Here is a 15,654-nt window from a genome sequence, read left to right on the forward strand (position 1 = left end):
ATAAAGGAGGGACTGTAAGTGGTAGCTAAAAAAAATAGAAGATCTCGCGTTAAAAGAAGAGATAGAAAGAATATCGAAAGAGGTCAGGCTCATATTAAGTCAACATTTAATAATACAATAGTTACTTTAACTGATACTCAAGGTAATACTATTGCTTGGGCTAGCGCAGGTCAGCTTGGATTTAAAGGTTCAAGAAAATCAACTCCATTTGCTGCTCAAATGGCTGCTGAAACTGCTGCTAAAAAAGCTATGGAACATGGATTAAAAACTGTAGAAGTATACGTTAAAGGTCCAGGAGCAGGTAGAGAGGCAGCAATAAGATCATTACAAGCTGCTGGATTAGAGGTTAGTCTTATAAAAGATGTTACTCCAATTCCACATAACGGTTGTAGACCACCTAAACGTAGAAGAGTATAATTATATAGATATAGGAGGTGTAGAAAATGGCGAGATATACAGGTCCAGTTTGCAGACTTTGTCGTAGAGAAGGACTTAAACTTTATCTAAAAGGAGATAGATGTTATACAGATAAGTGTGCAATTGATAGAAGAAACTATGCTCCAGGACAGCACGGCAAATCTAGAAGAAAATTATCAAACTATGGTATCCAATTAAGAGAAAAGCAAAAAGTTCGTAGATATTATGGAATATCAGAAAAACAAATGAGAAAATACTTCGAAATGGCAGATAAAATGAAGGGTATTACAGGTGAAAACCTATTAAAAATATTAGAAATGAGATTAGACAATGCTGTATATAGATTAGGATTAGCTTCAACTAGAGCAGAAGCTAGACAATTAGTTACTCATGGACACTTTACTGTTAATGGTAAGAAAGTAGATATTCCTTCATATCTGGTTTCTGTAGGCGATGTTATTGCAGTAAAAGAAAAGAGTAGATCATCAGTTAAGTTTAAAGAATTAATTGAAAATCATCAAGGAAGAGTACCAAAATGGTTACAATTTACAGCAGAAAAAATGGAAGGTAAGGTTATTGGAGAGCCTTCAAGAGAAGATATAGAATTACCAATCGAAGAACACTTAATCGTTGAGTTATACTCTAAGTAATGGATAGATTAGAATCAGTTGCCCTCAGTACCACAAAAAAGCTTATAGGGAGGGTTATTAGTATATGATTGAAATAGAAAAGCCAAGAATTGAAATTGTTGAAATGAGCGAAGATAATACCTATGGTAAGTTTGTAGTAGAGCCTTTAGAGAGAGGATACGGAACTACTTTAGGCAATTCACTTAGAAGAATATTACTTTCATCTTTACCAGGTGCGGCTGTTACATCAATAAAGATTCAGGGAGTATTACATGAATTTTCTACTATTCCTGGAGTAGTTGAGGATGTTACTGAGATAATATTAAACTTGAAGAGTTTAGCAGCTGTAATGCATACTAATGAACCGGTAACATTAAGAATAGAAGCAGAAGGTCAAGGAGAAGTAACAGCAGGAGATATTATTACAGGGCCAGAAGTTGAAATATTAAATAAGGATTTACACATAGCTACGCTTGATGAAGATGGAAAACTTTATATGGAACTAGAAATGGCTAAAGGGCGCGGATATGTTCCAGCAGAGAAAAATAAAAAAGAGAATCATACAATAGGGGTAATACCTATTGATTCGATTTTTACTCCTGTTAGAAAAGTAAATTTCAAAGTTGAAAATACAAGGGTTGGTCAGATTACCGATTATGATAAATTAATTTTGGAAGTTTGGACAGATGGCAGCATTAAGCCGGATGAAGCTACTTCATTAGGTGCTAAAATTATGAGTGAACATCTAAACTTATTTATTACTCTGACTGACCATGTAAATGACGTTGAAATTATGGTCGAAAAGGAAGAAGACAAAAAAGAAAAAGTATTAGAGATGACAATAGAAGAGCTAGATTTATCAGTTAGATCATATAACTGCTTAAAAAGAGCGGGTATTAATACAGTAGATGAATTAACTAAGAAAACAGAAGAAGACATGATGAAGGTTAGAAATCTTGGTAAAAAATCCCTTGAAGAAGTTCAACGTAAATTAGCAGAACTCGGATTGAGTCTAAAGAAGAGTGATGACTAAGAAGTAAGGAGGGAAGAGGGATGGCAAAATTAAGAAAGTTAGGTCGCAGAACTGACCATAGAAAAGCAATGTTAAGAAATTTAGTAACTAGCCTATTGAAAAATGGGAAAATAGAAACAACAGAAGCTAGAGCAAAAGAAACAAGAAGATTAGCTGAAAAGATGATAACTCTTGCTAAAAGAGGAGACTTACATGCTAGACGTCAAGTTTTAGCATTTGTATATGATGAAACTGTTGTTAAAACATTATTTGATGAAATAGCACCTAAGTATGCTGAAAGAAATGGTGGTTATACAAGAATATTAAAAATTGGACCTCGTAGAGGCGATGGTTCAGAAATGGTAATAATAGAATTAGTATAAATAGTATAGGGGATTAAGTTGCCGAATTAACTTAGTCCCTGTTTTCTTATAATAATTTATTTAGATCAGAGATTCTATTTAGTTTACATGAGTGGGGATAGATATGAAAGAAATAATGGTTAAAATGGATAATGTAACATATGAGTATACCAATAATGAAGAGGAACGTATAGCAGCAGTAAAGAATATCAATTTGGAAATATATAAAGGTGAATTTGTTGTAATTTTAGGGCACAACGGTTCAGGTAAGTCTACTCTTGCTAAATTAATGAATGCACTTTTACTACCATTTAAAGGGAAAGTTTATGTGAATGGAATTGATACGACTGATATGAATAAAATTTGGGATATTAGGCAGACCGCTGGGATGGTATTTCAAAATCCAGATAATCAAATTGTTGCAACCATAGTAGAAGAGGATGTAGCGTTTGGACCTGAAAATCAAGGGATAGAACCAAAAGAAATAAGAAAAAGAGTAGATGAGGCTTTAGCTGCAGTTGAAATGTTGGAATATAAAGAATATGCACCACACTTGCTTTCAGGTGGACAAAAACAGAGAATAGCTATAGCGGGTGTATTAGCCATGAAACCCGAATGTATAATTTTAGACGAACCGACAGCTATGCTTGATCCATCTGGTAGAAAAGAGGTTATGAATACAATAAAGAGGCTTAATGAAAAAGAAAGGAAAACTATTATACACATAACGCATTATATGGATGAAGCTGTTTTAGCAGATAGGATAATCATTATGGAAGCAGGACAGATTATAATGGAGGGTGCTCCTAAAGAAATATTTAGTCAAGTTGAAAAATTGAAGAAAATGGGCCTAGATGTGCCGCAAGTAACTGAATTGGCTTATAAACTTAGAAAAGAAGGTATTGATATACCTAATGATATACTAACAGTTGAGGAATTGGTGAGTGTACTATGAGTATTGTTATAAAAAATCTAACTCATATTTATAATCCAAAAAGTCCATTTGAGACAAAGGCTTTAGACAATATCAATTTAGAAATTGATAAGGGAGAGTTTATAGGATTAATTGGACATACGGGTTCTGGTAAATCTACTTTTATTCAACACCTTAATGGTCTTTTGAAGCCTACATCAGGTAAAATTTTCATTAATGGTTTAGACATAACATCAAAAGATGTAAGTCTAAAAGAAATTAGACAGAAGGTAGGTTTAGTATTTCAGTATGCTGAATATCAGCTTTTTGAAGAAACGGTAGCAAAGGATATAGCTTTTGGGCCTAAAAATCTAGGTTTATCTGAAGAGGAGATAGAGAAAAGAGTTAAAGAGTCGATGGAAATGGTTGGATTAAATTATGAGGTTTTAAAAGATAGATCTCCATTTGAGTTAAGTGGGGGGCAGAAAAGAAGAGTTGCAATAGCGGGAATACTTGCTATGAAGCCAGAGATTTTAATACTAGATGAACCGACAGCTGGATTAGATCCAAAAGGTAGAGATGAAATATTAGGTCAAATAAAAAGATTACATGAAAAATATAAGATTACGATAATACTTGTTTCGCATAGTATGGAAGATATAGCTAAATTGGTTGATAGATTAATAGTTATGTATAGAGGTAAAATAGTGATGAATGGAACGCCTAGGGAGATTTTTAGTAAATCTGAAGAACTTGAGAGATTGGGATTAGGAATACCTCAAATAACATATTTTATGAAAGCTCTAAAGAAAAAATGGGTAAATATTAGAGACGATGTAATAACGGTAGATGAGGCTAAAGAAGAAATTCTAAGAGCTATAAGGGGAAATAATTATGATTAAAGACATTACTATAGGTCAATATTATCCTGGAAATACAGTTATTCATAAACTAGACCCTAGGATAAAAATAATAATAACGTTTCTATTTATTATAGCATTATTTTTCATAGATAAATTTTTACCGTATTTATTTGTATTAGGGTTTATTATAATGGTTATTTCAATGTCTAAAATCCCGGTAAAATACATATTAAAAGGGTTAAAACCTCTACTTCCTATTATTATAATCACATTTTTATTGAATTTGTTTATGACTAGGGGACAAGTGGTTTTTGAAATAGGTCCATTAGATGTTACAATAGAAGGTTTAAATAAAGCATCATTTATGGCATTTAGATTAATTTTTTTAATAGTAGGTACATCATTACTTACACTGACAACTTCTCCAATATCATTAACAGATGGTATAGAGAAATTGTTAAATCCATTTAAAAAAATAGGAGTTCCAGCTCATGAATTAGCAATGATGATGACTATAGCATTAAGATTTATTCCTACTCTACTTGAAGAAGCAGAAAAAATTATGAAGGCTCAAATGGCTAGAGGTGCAGATTTTGAAAGTGGAAACGTTTTAAATAGGGCTAAAAGTTTAGTTCCGTTATTAGTTCCATTATTCATAAGTGCTTTTAGAAGAGCAGATGAGTTAGCTATGGCTATGGAGGCAAGATGTTATAGAGGTGGAGAAAATAGGACGCGAATGAAGCAGTTAATATTAAACACGAGAGACTTTATAGCTATGAGTATAATGCTTATCTTGTTTGTAATAATATTATTATATAGATATTTGTAGGTGGTATGTTCAATGAGGAACATAAAATTGATTATTGAGTATGATGGAACTCGCTATTTTGGATGGCAAAAACAGCCTGAATTGAGAACCATTCAAGAGGAAATTGAAAATGCAATAAAAAAAATAACAAAAGAAGATGTAAAATTAATAGGTTCTGGTAGAACTGATAGAGGGGTACATGCAAGAGGACAGGTAGCAAATTTTCATACTAATTCTAGAATTCCTGCAGATAAATTTAAATTTGCATTAAATAGTGTATTACCTTTTGATATATCTATAAAAGAATCTACCCAAGTAGATGAAAGTTTTCATGCAAGATATTCTGCAAAAGGAAAACAATATAGATATCTAGTTTATAATAGCAAAACAAGAAGTCCTCTTTTGAGAGATTATTCATATCATGTACCTTATACTTTAGATTTATATAAGATTAGAGAAGGTGCTAAGTTTTTTATTGGAACTTATGATTTTAGAGCGTTTATGTCGTCTAAAAGTTGTGTGGAAGATACAATTAGAACTATTTACAATTTAGAAATAATTGAAAATGGAGATTTAATTGAGTTAAAAGTTAAAGGAAATGGGTTTTTATATAATATGGTAAGAATTATAGTAGGAACTTTAATTGAGGTAGGATGCGGCAAGAAAAAAATACAAGATATACCTAAAATTATAGAATCAAAAGATAGGAACGAAGCAGGGCATACAGCACAGCCTCAAGGATTGTATCTAGATAAAGTATTTTACTAGCAGTATCTTGACACACAAGGCTCGTTGTATTACAATATATAGAGTATGAGAATAATGGAAATCCACTAGCCCCGGATTTTTCATATAAATCTCAAAGCAATTCTGGTAAATAGGGAGGGAAAGAGGTTGAAAAGCTTTTTAGCTAAGCCACAAGAGATAGAAAGAAAATGGTATATAATAGATGCGGAAGGTAAGACATTAGGTAGATTAGCTAGCGAAGTAGCAAAAATCTTAAGAGGAAAGCATAAACCAATATATACTCCACATGTTGATACTGGTGACCATGTAATAATCATTAATGCAGAAAAAATAGTTTTAACTGGTAAGAAATTAGAGCAAAAATACTACAGATATCATACAGGATATCCTGGCGGTTTAAGAGAGGTTCCATATAAAAAATTAATGGCTGAAAATCCTGAAAAAGCAGTATTCTTAGCTGTTAAAGGTATGTTACCAAAGAATAGATTAGGAAGAAAGATGATTAAAAAGTTAAGAGTTTATAGAGGTTCAGAACATAACCATCAAGCACAAAAACCTGAGGTTTACGAAATATAGTGCTTAAGGAGAGGAGGACTGTAAGTGGCTAAGGTGCAATACTACGGAACTGGTAGAAGAAAGACTTCTGTTGCTAGAGTAAGATTAGTACCTGGTGAAGGTAATATTATAATAAATAAAAGAAGCATAGATGATTATTTTGATTATGAGACATTAAAAGTTATAGTAAGAGAGCCATTAGTTATAACAGATACTTTAGGAAAATATGATGTTATTGTAAAAGTAGAAGGTGGCGGATTTACTGGTCAGGCTGGAGCTATAAGACATGGTATTGCTAGAGCTTTACTTAAGGCTGATTCAGAATTAAGACCAATACTTAAGAAAGCAGGAATGTTAACAAGAGACCCAAGAATGAAGGAAAGAAAGAAATACGGATTGAAGAAAGCAAGACGTGCTCCACAATTCTCAAAAAGATAGAAAAACACTGGATTTTTATCCAGTGTTTTTTTTATCTCTTTTTTTAGAATTAGTTGGTCTATCAATATATTATGAAAATTGTTATTAGTTAAGTAAAAGTATTGTAATATAGACAAAGCTTATTTAAATATTATTAAATGAGAAAATTAACAGGAGGAATACTATGAAGGTAATAATTATAAAAAAAGAGTGGATAATTGTATTTTTTTTAATATTAATAAGTCTTATTTATTATTTAAATACAAATAATTTTGTAACAACGTCTCTATATCTACCTATTAATAATAAAGTAATAATTATAGACCCGGGGCATGGAGGAATTGATCCAGGAGCGGTTGGTAAACTCGGGAAAAAAGAAGATGATATTAATTTAGAAATAGCTCTTAAATTAAGAAGATTAATAGAACAGACAGGTGGGATAGCTATTTTAACTAGAGAAGAAGATAAAGGGTTGTATACAGAAAAATCAAAAACTTATAGACAGAAAAAAAATGAGGATTTAAGAAATAGGAAGATATTTGTAAACGAAAGTGAAGGAGATATATTTATAAGTATTCATTTAAATAGTTTTCCGCAGTCTAAATATTACGGAGCTCAAACATTCTATAAAAAAGGATGTGAAGATAGTAAGAAGTTAGCAGAAATTTTACAAGAAGAATTAAGGAATGTTTTAGATAAAAATAACAAAAGAGTTCCACAAGATAGAGACAATATATATTTAATCAGAGAGGTTAACATTCCTTCCGTATTAATAGAATGCGGTTTTATTTCTAATCCTAATGAAGAAAGACTTTTAAGTGATAGTAAATATCAAGAAAAAATAGCATGGGCTATATATATAGGTATTATGAGATATTTTAAAGAAGTGAAAAATGAATAAAATAATGTAGATAGTTCCGAGAAGCAGATATAAGACTCATTGTGGATAGATTGTTAATAATTACATGTGGATAAATTGGGTATTGTGGAAAAATAATTATTATGTAAAGTTGAATATTATCAAACCAAAGTAAATAGAACATTTATAAGTTTACATAAGTTATACACTACTAGATGTGGATATTGTTGATAATGTGGATAAAATAGTGGATAAATTACAAGTGACTTTAATATAATCTTATAAAATGAAGGAATAACGGGGGTTGCATTTATGTTTATAATCATTTCAAAGAAGAGACTATATCAAGTTATATTAATATTAATTATACTATTTATATTCTTAATATCGGTTAGATTCTTATTTTTAAGACATATACCAATATTCATTAATAAAGAAATTACTCATGAAATTGAAAAAATTTTTGACTTAAGAAGTCAAGCTATTTTAAAACAAGATGAGAATCTACTTTCTATGCTATATGATACATCTACAAAATATGGTAGATGGGCTTATGAACATGAGCTTAAAAGAATGAAGTATTTACATAAATGGGCCGATAAGCAGGGAGTAGAGTTTGTAAGTATAAATCCCAAAATTATAATTAAAAAGGTGAGGGAAAAGGGACAAGAGGTTTATGTTAATTTAATGGTATCCACTGAATATAAATATGTTTATGGGAACGAAAGTAGTATAAATCTATTTATAATAGGTACATATCATTCAGTGAAGATTGTTAAAGGCGAAGAAGATGAATGGTTTATTGCAAGAGAGTGGTACACCGATCCATTTGCAGATTCGTTGAAATTAGATGATATTAAGACAGTAGAGATAAAAAATTATATATTATCACATAAACCTAGAGATTCATCTAAAATTAGTAAACGGAGAAAATCAGCAGTCCAATATGCAGATAAGTACTGTGGAGCAGCCGGTTCTGGAAAAACAGGCTACAGATATAACAGTAAATATATAAATTATAATTCTAGAGGAGGCGATTGTGCAAATTTTGCTTCCCAAATTTTGTTTGAAGGAGGAAAATTTAAAAAGACTTATGCATGGAATTATAATAAAGGTGGTAGCAAAGCTTGGGTTAATGCACATGCATTTAAAGATTATATGCTTTATAGCGGCAGAGGTTCGTTAATAGCTTATGGTAATTATGAAAAAGTCTATAAAGCTGCTTATAGATTGCTTCCTGGCGATTTTATAGCCTATGGTAAAAAAGGAAAGGTAACTCATATTTCTGTTGTTGCAGGAGCAGATTCTAAAGGGTATCCGTTAGTAAATTGTCATAATATAGATAGATACAGAGTACCGTGGGATTTAGGTTGGAGTGATAAAGGTATAAGATTTTGGTTAGTTCGTGTCCATTATTGATATATACATAAAATTACAGATAATAAAAATATTACTTTTTTGACTTTGACACTTTACTTTTATAAAGTGATAAAGTATAATTTATATTATCAACATAAAAATAAGGAGGGACACAAATGAAAAAGAATTATGTATTATTAGTTTCAGCACTCATTTTATTATTAATCTCTTTTACGGGCTGCAATCAAAAAAATACTGAAGATAAATCATTAGAAAAAATCAGAGAAAAGGGATATTTTGTTGTTGGGCTTGATGATAATTTCCCGCCAATGGGTTTTAGGGACAAGTCAGGCGAAATTGTAGGATTTGATATAGATATGGCAAAAGAAGCAGCAAAAAGAATGGGTGTAGAGGTTAAATTTAAGCCTGTAGATTGGGATGGAGTAATATTAAGTCTTAAAAAGAAAGATATTGATTTAATTTGGAATGGTTTAACCGTAACAGAAGAGAGGAAAAAGCAGATTAGTTTTTCAAAAATTTATCTTTCAAATAGACAGATTATAATCGTTAATAAAGATTCAAATATAAATAGTAAAGATGATTTAAAGGGGAAAATAATTGGTGTTCAACTTGGGAGCAGCAGTGAGCAAGCTTTAAATTCTGATAAGGACTTAATTGAAACTTTAAAGAATGTAAGGAAATATTCAAATAATACTGAGGCTTTACTAGATTTAAAAGCAAAAAGGATTGATGCAGTTGTTATAGATGAAATAGTTGGAAGATATTATATTGCTAAAAGGCAAGATGAATACAGAATACTTGAAGAAAATATTGGAGATGAATCATATGCAGTTGGAATAAAAAAAGAAGATGTTTCATTTAGAGAAGAATTAGATAGAGTACTCGATGAAATGAAAAAGGATGGAACGGCTGCTGAAATATCAAAGAAGTGGTTTGGTGAAGATATAGTTATTAAATAGGGAGAGAGTGGAGTATGACATATATTTTAGATGTTACAAGATTTATATTAAAAGGCGCGATAACTACTTTCAATTTATATATTATAACGGCTATATTTTGTGTGCCTTTAGGAATTTTATTGGCTGTATTTAAAATGTCAAAATATAGTATTCTGTCAAAAATAATAGGGATATATACATGGATATTTAGAGGAACTCCTTTACTTTTGCAGTTATTTTTTGTATATTATGCTCTGCCTGTAATAGGTGTTTCATTGATGCCATTTACAGCAGCTGCTCTTACTTTCGTATTAAATTATTCAGCATATTTAACTGAAATATTTAGAGCTGGAATTGAATCGATAGATAGAGGACAGTTTGAGGCGGCTAAATCACTTGGAATGAATTATAGACAGACTATGACTAGAATTATAATTCCTCAAGCAGTAAGGAGAGTTATACCACCAACGTGTAATGAAGCTATAAATCTTGTGAAAGATACCGCATTAGTAGCGGCTATAGGTATGGGTGATTTATTAAGAGCAGCTAAAGAAGTACTTACGAGGGATTTTTCAATAACTCCGTTTATTATAGCTGCATTACTTTATTTGGGGATAAGTTCTATAATTGTAGCTATATTTAGGAGAATAGAAAGCAGATATTCTATATTTGATTAGGAGAGAGTATTATGATAAAAGTAGTTAATGTGAATAAGAGCTTTAAAGGTCTTAAAGTATTAAAAAATATATCTTTTAATGTAAATAAAGGAGAAGTAATATCGATAATAGGGCCTTCAGGTTCCGGAAAGAGTACTCTTTTGAGATGTATAAGTCAGCTAGAAGAAATAGATTCTGGATATATAGAAGTTGATAATATACCAATTACTAAAAAAGGATATAAGAAAATAGGTATAGTATTCCAAAATTTTAATTTATTTCCTCACAAAACTGCGCTTGAAAATATTATTGAAGCTCCTATTGTAGTTAATAAAATTAATAAAAATAAAGCAGTAGAATTAGGGAAAGAGCTGCTTTCAAAAGTAGGCTTACTTGATAAACAAGATTATTATCCATATCAGCTTTCAGGGGGACAAAAACAGAGAGTTGCAATTGCTAGGGCATTGGCAATGGAACCTGAAATAATGCTGTTTGATGAACCGACTTCGGCTTTAGACCCAGAGCTTGTAGGAGAAGTATTAAATGTAATTAAGGAGCTTGCAAAGCAGCATATGACTATGCTCATAGTTACACATGAGATGAAATTTGCGAGAGAAGTTTCAGATAGAGTAATATTTATGGATAATGGAGAAATTATTGAAAAAGGCGATTCTAATAAAATTTTTGAAAGTCCTAAACATATTAGAGTGAAGGCATTTTTGAGTAAAATGGTATAAATATGACTTCGGGTTAAGCCCGAAGTTTTTTGTATATAAATATTTTTGATATAATATCATTAAAGCAGAAAAAAGGAGATGAATATATGTTTAATAGATATTTAGAAATAAATTCTGAAGTGAAAAAAGCAATAGAAAAAGGCGACCCTGTAGTTGCATTAGAATCTACTATAATATCTCATGGCATGCCTTATCCTCAAAATGTTGAAACTGCAAAGAAAGTAGAAAGAATAATAAGAGAAAATGGAGCAATTCCTGCAACTATTGGAATAATAAAAGGTAAATTAAAAGTAGGTTTAAGCGAAGAAGAAATCGAATATATGGGAAAAGCTAAAAATGTATTTAAAGTAAGTAGAAGAGATATACCTTTTATAATAGCAAAACAGCTTGATGGAGCTACAACAGTAGCTTCAACTATGATAATTTCTGCATTATCAGGCATAAAAGTATTTGTAACCGGTGGGATAGGGGGAGTTCATAGAGGAGCACAGGAAACATTTGATATTTCTGCTGATCTTATGGAGCTTGCAAATACAAATGTAGCTGTAGTTTGTGCTGGAGCAAAATCTATATTAGATATAGGTTTAACTTTGGAATATTTAGAAACTCATGGAGTACCTGTGATAGGATATAAGACAGATGAATTTCCAGCTTTTTATACTAGAAAAAGTGGATTTAGGGTTGATTATAGAGTAGATTCTGTAAATGAATTGGCAGAAATTATTAAGATAAAATGGGATTTAAAGTTAAATGGCGGATTAGTCATAGGTAATCCCATACCTGAAGAATATGAGATGGATTACGATATAATAAATAAAGTAATAGATGATGCTATTATTGAAGCAAATAAAAGAGGAATAAGAGGAAAAGACTTAACACCGTTTTTACTATCTAAAATAAAACAGATTACTGAAGGAAAAAGTTTAGAATCTAATATCCAGTTAGTTTATAATAATGCAGTAGTTGGTTCAAAAGTTGCTGTCGAACTAAGTAAGTTGTATAAGAGATAAGCAAAAGGTTTAACTTTAGGGGTGGTTTTTATGAATTATGTAGAGGCATTTAAGGAACTAGGTATGGTAGTTTTAGATATGTCAATTCAAAAATTATTGTTAGCTGTATTTATATTTTTATTTACTATAATAATGAGAAATATTTTTACAAAATATTTTTTGAAAATAGCTTTGAAGTTTACAAGTAAAACGAAGTCAGAAGTTGATGATGATTTAGTTAAAGCCTTTAGTAGTCCATTAAGAACATTTATAGTTATATTGGGCAGTTATTTTGCACTTAAACTATTTCCTTTAAGTCTTTCAACTAGACAATTTATTTCAAGAGCATTTCGTTCTTCTATAATAATAACTATTGCATGGGGGTTTTATAATCTAGAAGGAACATATTCAATACTTTTCGAACTAATGGGAGATAAATTCAATTTAAAGACTAGTAAGGTATTAAAACCTTTTTTTTCTAAAATAATGAGAGTAATAACAGTAGTAATTGCATTGGGAATAGTGGCTGAAGAGTTTGATTATGATATTAGTGGTTTCATAGCTGGTTTAGGTATAGGGGGTTTAGCAGTTGCTATGGCTGCTAAAGATTTTTTATCAAACATATTTGGTGGAATTGTTATTATTATGGATAAACCATTTGATATAGGTGATTGGATAACAACATCAGATATAGAAGGGGTTGTAGAAGATATTAGTTTTAGGAGTACTAAAATTAGAACATTCAATAAAGCGGTAGTAACTGTTCCAAATTCGATGCTTGTCCAAAAGCCAATAATTAATAATTCAAGGAGAGGCATAAGACGTATTACTTTTAAATTAGGGGTTACATATAGCACTCCGAGAGAGAAATTAGAAAGATGCATAAATAGAATAGAAAAAATGTTAAAAAATCATCCGGGAGTAGATAAAGATACAATATTTGTAAAATTTGATGGGTTTAATGATAGCAGTTTAGATATTTTGCTGTATTTTTTTGCTAATACATCGGATTGGGCAAGATATTTAGATATTAAACATGATGTTAATTTTCAGATAATGAGGATATTAGAAGAAGAAGGAGTGGAAGTAGCTTTTCCAAGTACAAGTATATATTTCGAAAATGCTTTAAAAACAGAACAATGAAAGAAATTTAAAATTCAACTGTTCAGGAGGATAAGTTATGGCTACTTTAGATAAAAAGCTAATTCCAATATTATTATTTTTAGCAGGAACTATGTTTATTTCTGCTGGTATTGCTATGGTATCTAAACCTAATGTGAAATATATAGACTATACTGATGAAGAAATAAAAAGAAGAGCAAGAGAATTGGGTATGGTAGATATAAAAGAGGTTATAGAAAAGAATCAGTCTAAAAAAGAAGAAAATAAGGATACCTCAAATAAGGTTGAAGAAAAAGTTAAAGTCGAAAAAGATAAAGATATAGTGTTATTTGAAATAAAAAAGGGAGAATCTAGTGAGAATGTTATAGAGAGATTGTTTAAAGAAGGTGTAATATTAGATAAAAATGAATTTGCTAAAGCTGTATTTTTAAAGAAAGCCGAGAGACGTTTTAAATATGGAGTATTTGAATTAAAAAAAGGTATGGATTATAATACCATAATAGATATACTTACAGGAGTTAAATAAGAAATATTTTATTTTAGATTAGTAGGTGAAAATATGCATATACATTCTTTTGGGCCAATAGTTGATGAAAATTCTAAAGTTTTAATATTGGGTTCAATACCGGGAGTGAAATCATTAGAAAAAAATCAATATTACGGGCATCCAAGAAATCAGTTTTGGAAAATAATATATACTATGTTTGATGAAAAAGTTGAAGAAGACTATGAGAGAAAAGTACGATTTTTATTAACTCATAAAATAGCCTTATGGGATGTAGTTAAGTCTTGTTACAGAGAAGGAAGTTTAGATTCTAATATAAAAAGACCAGAAATCAATGATTTTGGTATGCTTTTTTCAAAATATCCTAATATAAAGTTTATATTTTTTAATGGGTCAAAGGCAGAAGAAATTTTCAAAAGAAAAGTTGATAAAGAGCTTATAAGAGGAAAACAATTATTTAGGTTACCGTCAACAAGCCCAGCTAGAGCAATTTCTTTTAATGAAAAATTAAAATATTGGATGAAAATAAAAGAATATTTAAAAGAGTAGAAAAATGCTGTCAAGTTAAAAATTGGTAGAAATATATATTAAATAGTGATTATTTTGTAAAAAACAGTAAGTAATCAGCTTACTGTTTTTTTATGTATAAAATATCAAATTTAGAAATATGTAAAAAAGAAAATATTAATTGATAGTTAAATTTAATTACTTGATAAAATGAAGAAATTATAGATATAAATTCTTATATAGCAGATGAATAAATATATTTATTTTTGCAAAAATATTTGGTGAAATAAGAGAACAAATTAAAATTTTAGATACATTGGTAATTTTTAAAATTTATAATGTAACAATATGCTTAAAATGTTACTTTATACTTCAACGATAAATATTCGACATAAATCCCATTTTTCCTTTATAAATGTGAAAAAAGTTACCCTATTCTACACTGTTTTTTAAAGAAACACTTCCTCTTTTTGAAATATAAAACAGGAAGTGTTTTTAATGTATTTTATATTAAAATTGTACAAGTGAATACAATTCATCTTTTTGATCTTGATTTACTCCGATGTAACGAAGGGTTATTTTTTGTGAGCTGTGATTAAAAGTATCCATTATAAGACCGATATTATATCTGGATACTTTGTAAGTCCAATACCCCCATGTTTTACGCAAACTATGAGTTCCAAAATTTTCGATTCCTATTACGTTTGCTGCTTCTTTTAAAACACGATATGCTTGTATTCGACCAATATGGCCGCCTTTGCTACTTGGAAAAAAGTAATCTTCATAAGAAAGATTTTTATTTTTTATATATATTTTAATTGCTTTACGAAGGGCATTATTTAATTTGATTTTTTTCTCCTTTCCAGTTTTCTTTTCTTTTATAACTAAGTAATCTCGAAATTCTCCATTGATATTAAAAATATCCTTTACTTTTAATGGTAAAATATCACTAATTCTTAAACCAGTATTAAGACCAAATTTAAATAATAGTCCATATTTTAAATCTTTTCCATTTAAATATTGATACATCTGTTTAATTTTAGTTTTATCTCTAATTGGTTCAACTGTCATAAATGAACTCCTTTCTGTTATGTAATGATTTTCAATATATTTTATAAAATGTTACATAAAAATTCAATCAAAAATATTAAAAAATTTTTCTTTATTTTGTTTAAAAACTGTTAAAATCAAGATTTGTTTAATATTGCATATGTAACATTTTAAGCATATTGTTACAT

At 29.9% G+C, this 15,654-nt stretch carries 20 protein-coding genes; 19 read left to right on the forward strand and 1 reads right to left on the reverse strand.

The window, feature by feature from the left end; all coding sequences use genetic code 11:
* Positions 1–18 precede the first annotated feature (18 nt).
* The 19 genes from rpsK (at position 19) to BUB51_RS05930 (ending at position 14,458) form a co-directional block, all read left to right on the forward strand.
* Complete coding sequence (gene rpsK, locus BUB51_RS05840; protein ID WP_035162266.1) at positions 19–417, forward strand: 30S ribosomal protein S11; 399 nt, start codon at positions 19–21, stop codon at positions 415–417.
* A 26-nt stretch (positions 418–443) separates the two neighbouring features.
* On the forward strand, positions 444–1,067 hold the full coding sequence (rpsD, locus tag BUB51_RS05845) for a 30S ribosomal protein S4 (protein WP_035162267.1): 624 nt from the start codon (positions 444–446) through the stop codon (positions 1,065–1,067).
* 64 nt (positions 1,068–1,131) lie between these two features.
* Complete coding sequence (locus BUB51_RS05850) at positions 1,132–2,079, forward strand: DNA-directed RNA polymerase subunit alpha (RefSeq protein ID WP_073196223.1); 948 nt, start codon at positions 1,132–1,134, stop codon at positions 2,077–2,079.
* Positions 2,080–2,099: 20 nt separating this feature from the next.
* A complete protein-coding gene (gene rplQ / locus BUB51_RS05855; protein ID WP_035162271.1) occupies positions 2,100–2,441 on the forward strand; it encodes a 50S ribosomal protein L17 in 342 nt (113 codons plus the stop codon).
* A 115-nt stretch (positions 2,442–2,556) separates the two neighbouring features.
* The gene (locus BUB51_RS05860) at positions 2,557–3,375 is read left to right on the forward strand and encodes an energy-coupling factor transporter ATPase (RefSeq protein WP_278294224.1); all 819 of its coding nucleotides are present in this window, start codon (positions 2,557–2,559) and stop codon (positions 3,373–3,375) included.
* Complete coding sequence (locus BUB51_RS05865; protein ID WP_073196228.1) at positions 3,372–4,235, forward strand: energy-coupling factor transporter ATPase; 864 nt, start codon at positions 3,372–3,374, stop codon at positions 4,233–4,235. Before BUB51_RS05860 ends, BUB51_RS05865 begins: the two co-directional genes overlap by 4 nt.
* Complete coding sequence (locus tag BUB51_RS05870) at positions 4,228–5,025, forward strand: energy-coupling factor transporter transmembrane component T family protein (protein ID WP_073196231.1); 798 nt, start codon at positions 4,228–4,230, stop codon at positions 5,023–5,025. The genes BUB51_RS05865 and BUB51_RS05870 overlap by 8 nt, the downstream gene beginning before the upstream one ends.
* A gap of 12 nt (positions 5,026–5,037) precedes the next feature.
* Positions 5,038–5,772: a tRNA pseudouridine(38-40) synthase TruA gene (gene truA / locus BUB51_RS05875; RefSeq protein ID WP_073196232.1), complete on the forward strand. Its 735-nt coding sequence runs from the start codon at positions 5,038–5,040 to the stop codon at positions 5,770–5,772.
* Between the two features lie 126 nt (positions 5,773–5,898).
* Positions 5,899–6,327: a 50S ribosomal protein L13 gene (gene rplM / locus BUB51_RS05880; protein ID WP_035162278.1), complete on the forward strand. Its 429-nt coding sequence runs from the start codon at positions 5,899–5,901 to the stop codon at positions 6,325–6,327.
* A gap of 24 nt (positions 6,328–6,351) precedes the next feature.
* Positions 6,352–6,744: a 30S ribosomal protein S9 gene (gene rpsI / locus BUB51_RS05885; RefSeq protein ID WP_073196234.1), complete on the forward strand. Its 393-nt coding sequence runs from the start codon at positions 6,352–6,354 to the stop codon at positions 6,742–6,744.
* Positions 6,745–6,907: 163 nt separating this feature from the next.
* Complete coding sequence (gene cwlD / locus BUB51_RS05890; RefSeq protein WP_035162303.1) at positions 6,908–7,624, forward strand: N-acetylmuramoyl-L-alanine amidase CwlD; 717 nt, start codon at positions 6,908–6,910, stop codon at positions 7,622–7,624.
* A gap of 270 nt (positions 7,625–7,894) precedes the next feature.
* Entirely contained in the window at positions 7,895–9,001 is a 1,107-nt protein-coding gene (locus BUB51_RS05895; RefSeq protein ID WP_073196236.1) for an amidase domain-containing protein, read from the forward strand.
* 116 nt (positions 9,002–9,117) lie between these two features.
* Entirely contained in the window at positions 9,118–9,921 is an 804-nt protein-coding gene (locus tag BUB51_RS05900) for an amino acid ABC transporter substrate-binding protein (RefSeq protein WP_073196237.1), read from the forward strand.
* Positions 9,922–9,935: 14 nt separating this feature from the next.
* Positions 9,936–10,577 carry an amino acid ABC transporter permease gene (locus tag BUB51_RS05905; RefSeq protein WP_073196239.1) on the forward strand — a complete coding sequence of 214 codons (642 nt, stop codon included), beginning with the start codon at positions 9,936–9,938 and terminating at the stop codon, positions 10,575–10,577.
* Positions 10,578–10,588: 11 nt separating this feature from the next.
* A complete protein-coding gene (locus BUB51_RS05910; protein WP_073196241.1) occupies positions 10,589–11,293 on the forward strand; it encodes an amino acid ABC transporter ATP-binding protein in 705 nt (234 codons plus the stop codon).
* An 86-nt stretch (positions 11,294–11,379) separates the two neighbouring features.
* Positions 11,380–12,303 carry a pseudouridine-5'-phosphate glycosidase gene (locus BUB51_RS05915; RefSeq protein WP_073196243.1) on the forward strand — a complete coding sequence of 308 codons (924 nt, stop codon included), beginning with the start codon at positions 11,380–11,382 and terminating at the stop codon, positions 12,301–12,303.
* A 30-nt stretch (positions 12,304–12,333) separates the two neighbouring features.
* Positions 12,334–13,425 (forward strand): mechanosensitive ion channel family protein, encoded by a 1,092-nt coding sequence (locus BUB51_RS05920; RefSeq protein WP_035164915.1) that lies wholly within the window; start codon positions 12,334–12,336, stop codon positions 13,423–13,425.
* Between the two features lie 37 nt (positions 13,426–13,462).
* Complete coding sequence (locus tag BUB51_RS05925) at positions 13,463–13,930, forward strand: endolytic transglycosylase MltG (RefSeq protein WP_073196245.1); 468 nt, start codon at positions 13,463–13,465, stop codon at positions 13,928–13,930.
* Positions 13,931–13,963: 33 nt separating this feature from the next.
* Positions 13,964–14,458 carry a DNA-deoxyinosine glycosylase gene (locus BUB51_RS05930; protein WP_073196247.1) on the forward strand — a complete coding sequence of 165 codons (495 nt, stop codon included), beginning with the start codon at positions 13,964–13,966 and terminating at the stop codon, positions 14,456–14,458.
* A 468-nt stretch (positions 14,459–14,926) separates the two neighbouring features.
* Here the strand turns inward: BUB51_RS05930 and BUB51_RS05935 are convergent, their stop codons facing one another.
* The gene (locus BUB51_RS05935; protein WP_073196249.1) at positions 14,927–15,487 is read right to left on the reverse strand and encodes a tyrosine-type recombinase/integrase; all 561 of its coding nucleotides are present in this window, start codon (positions 15,485–15,487) and stop codon (positions 14,927–14,929) included.
* Between the last annotated feature and the right edge of the window lie 167 nt (positions 15,488–15,654).

This window comes from Caloranaerobacter azorensis DSM 13643 (assembly GCF_900129995.1).
GTDB lineage: Bacteria > Bacillota > Clostridia > Tissierellales > Thermohalobacteraceae > Caloranaerobacter > Caloranaerobacter azorensis.

Coding starts and splice junctions, on each gene's coding strand:
- BUB51_RS05935 (WP_073196249.1), bottom strand. CDS start 15,487: ATGACAGTTGAACCAATTAGAGATAAAACTAAAATTAAACAGATGTAT.
- BUB51_RS05925 (WP_073196245.1), top strand. CDS start 13,463: ATGGCTACTTTAGATAAAAAGCTAATTCCAATATTATTATTTTTAGCA.
- rpsD (WP_035162267.1), top strand. CDS start 444: ATGGCGAGATATACAGGTCCAGTTTGCAGACTTTGTCGTAGAGAAGGA.
- BUB51_RS05905 (WP_073196239.1), top strand. CDS start 9,936: ATGACATATATTTTAGATGTTACAAGATTTATATTAAAAGGCGCGATA.
- BUB51_RS05900 (WP_073196237.1), top strand. CDS start 9,118: ATGAAAAAGAATTATGTATTATTAGTTTCAGCACTCATTTTATTATTA.
- BUB51_RS05870 (WP_073196231.1), top strand. CDS start 4,228: ATGATTAAAGACATTACTATAGGTCAATATTATCCTGGAAATACAGTT.
- cwlD (WP_035162303.1), top strand. CDS start 6,908: ATGAAGGTAATAATTATAAAAAAAGAGTGGATAATTGTATTTTTTTTA.
- rplQ (WP_035162271.1), top strand. CDS start 2,100: ATGGCAAAATTAAGAAAGTTAGGTCGCAGAACTGACCATAGAAAAGCA.
- BUB51_RS05895 (WP_073196236.1), top strand. CDS start 7,895: ATGTTTATAATCATTTCAAAGAAGAGACTATATCAAGTTATATTAATA.
- truA (WP_073196232.1), top strand. CDS start 5,038: ATGAGGAACATAAAATTGATTATTGAGTATGATGGAACTCGCTATTTT.
- BUB51_RS05930 (WP_073196247.1), top strand. CDS start 13,964: ATGCATATACATTCTTTTGGGCCAATAGTTGATGAAAATTCTAAAGTT.
- BUB51_RS05865 (WP_073196228.1), top strand. CDS start 3,372: ATGAGTATTGTTATAAAAAATCTAACTCATATTTATAATCCAAAAAGT.
- BUB51_RS05920 (WP_035164915.1), top strand. CDS start 12,334: ATGAATTATGTAGAGGCATTTAAGGAACTAGGTATGGTAGTTTTAGAT.
- BUB51_RS05910 (WP_073196241.1), top strand. CDS start 10,589: ATGATAAAAGTAGTTAATGTGAATAAGAGCTTTAAAGGTCTTAAAGTA.
- BUB51_RS05860 (WP_278294224.1), top strand. CDS start 2,557: ATGGTTAAAATGGATAATGTAACATATGAGTATACCAATAATGAAGAG.
- BUB51_RS05850 (WP_073196223.1), top strand. CDS start 1,132: ATGATTGAAATAGAAAAGCCAAGAATTGAAATTGTTGAAATGAGCGAA.
- BUB51_RS05915 (WP_073196243.1), top strand. CDS start 11,380: ATGTTTAATAGATATTTAGAAATAAATTCTGAAGTGAAAAAAGCAATA.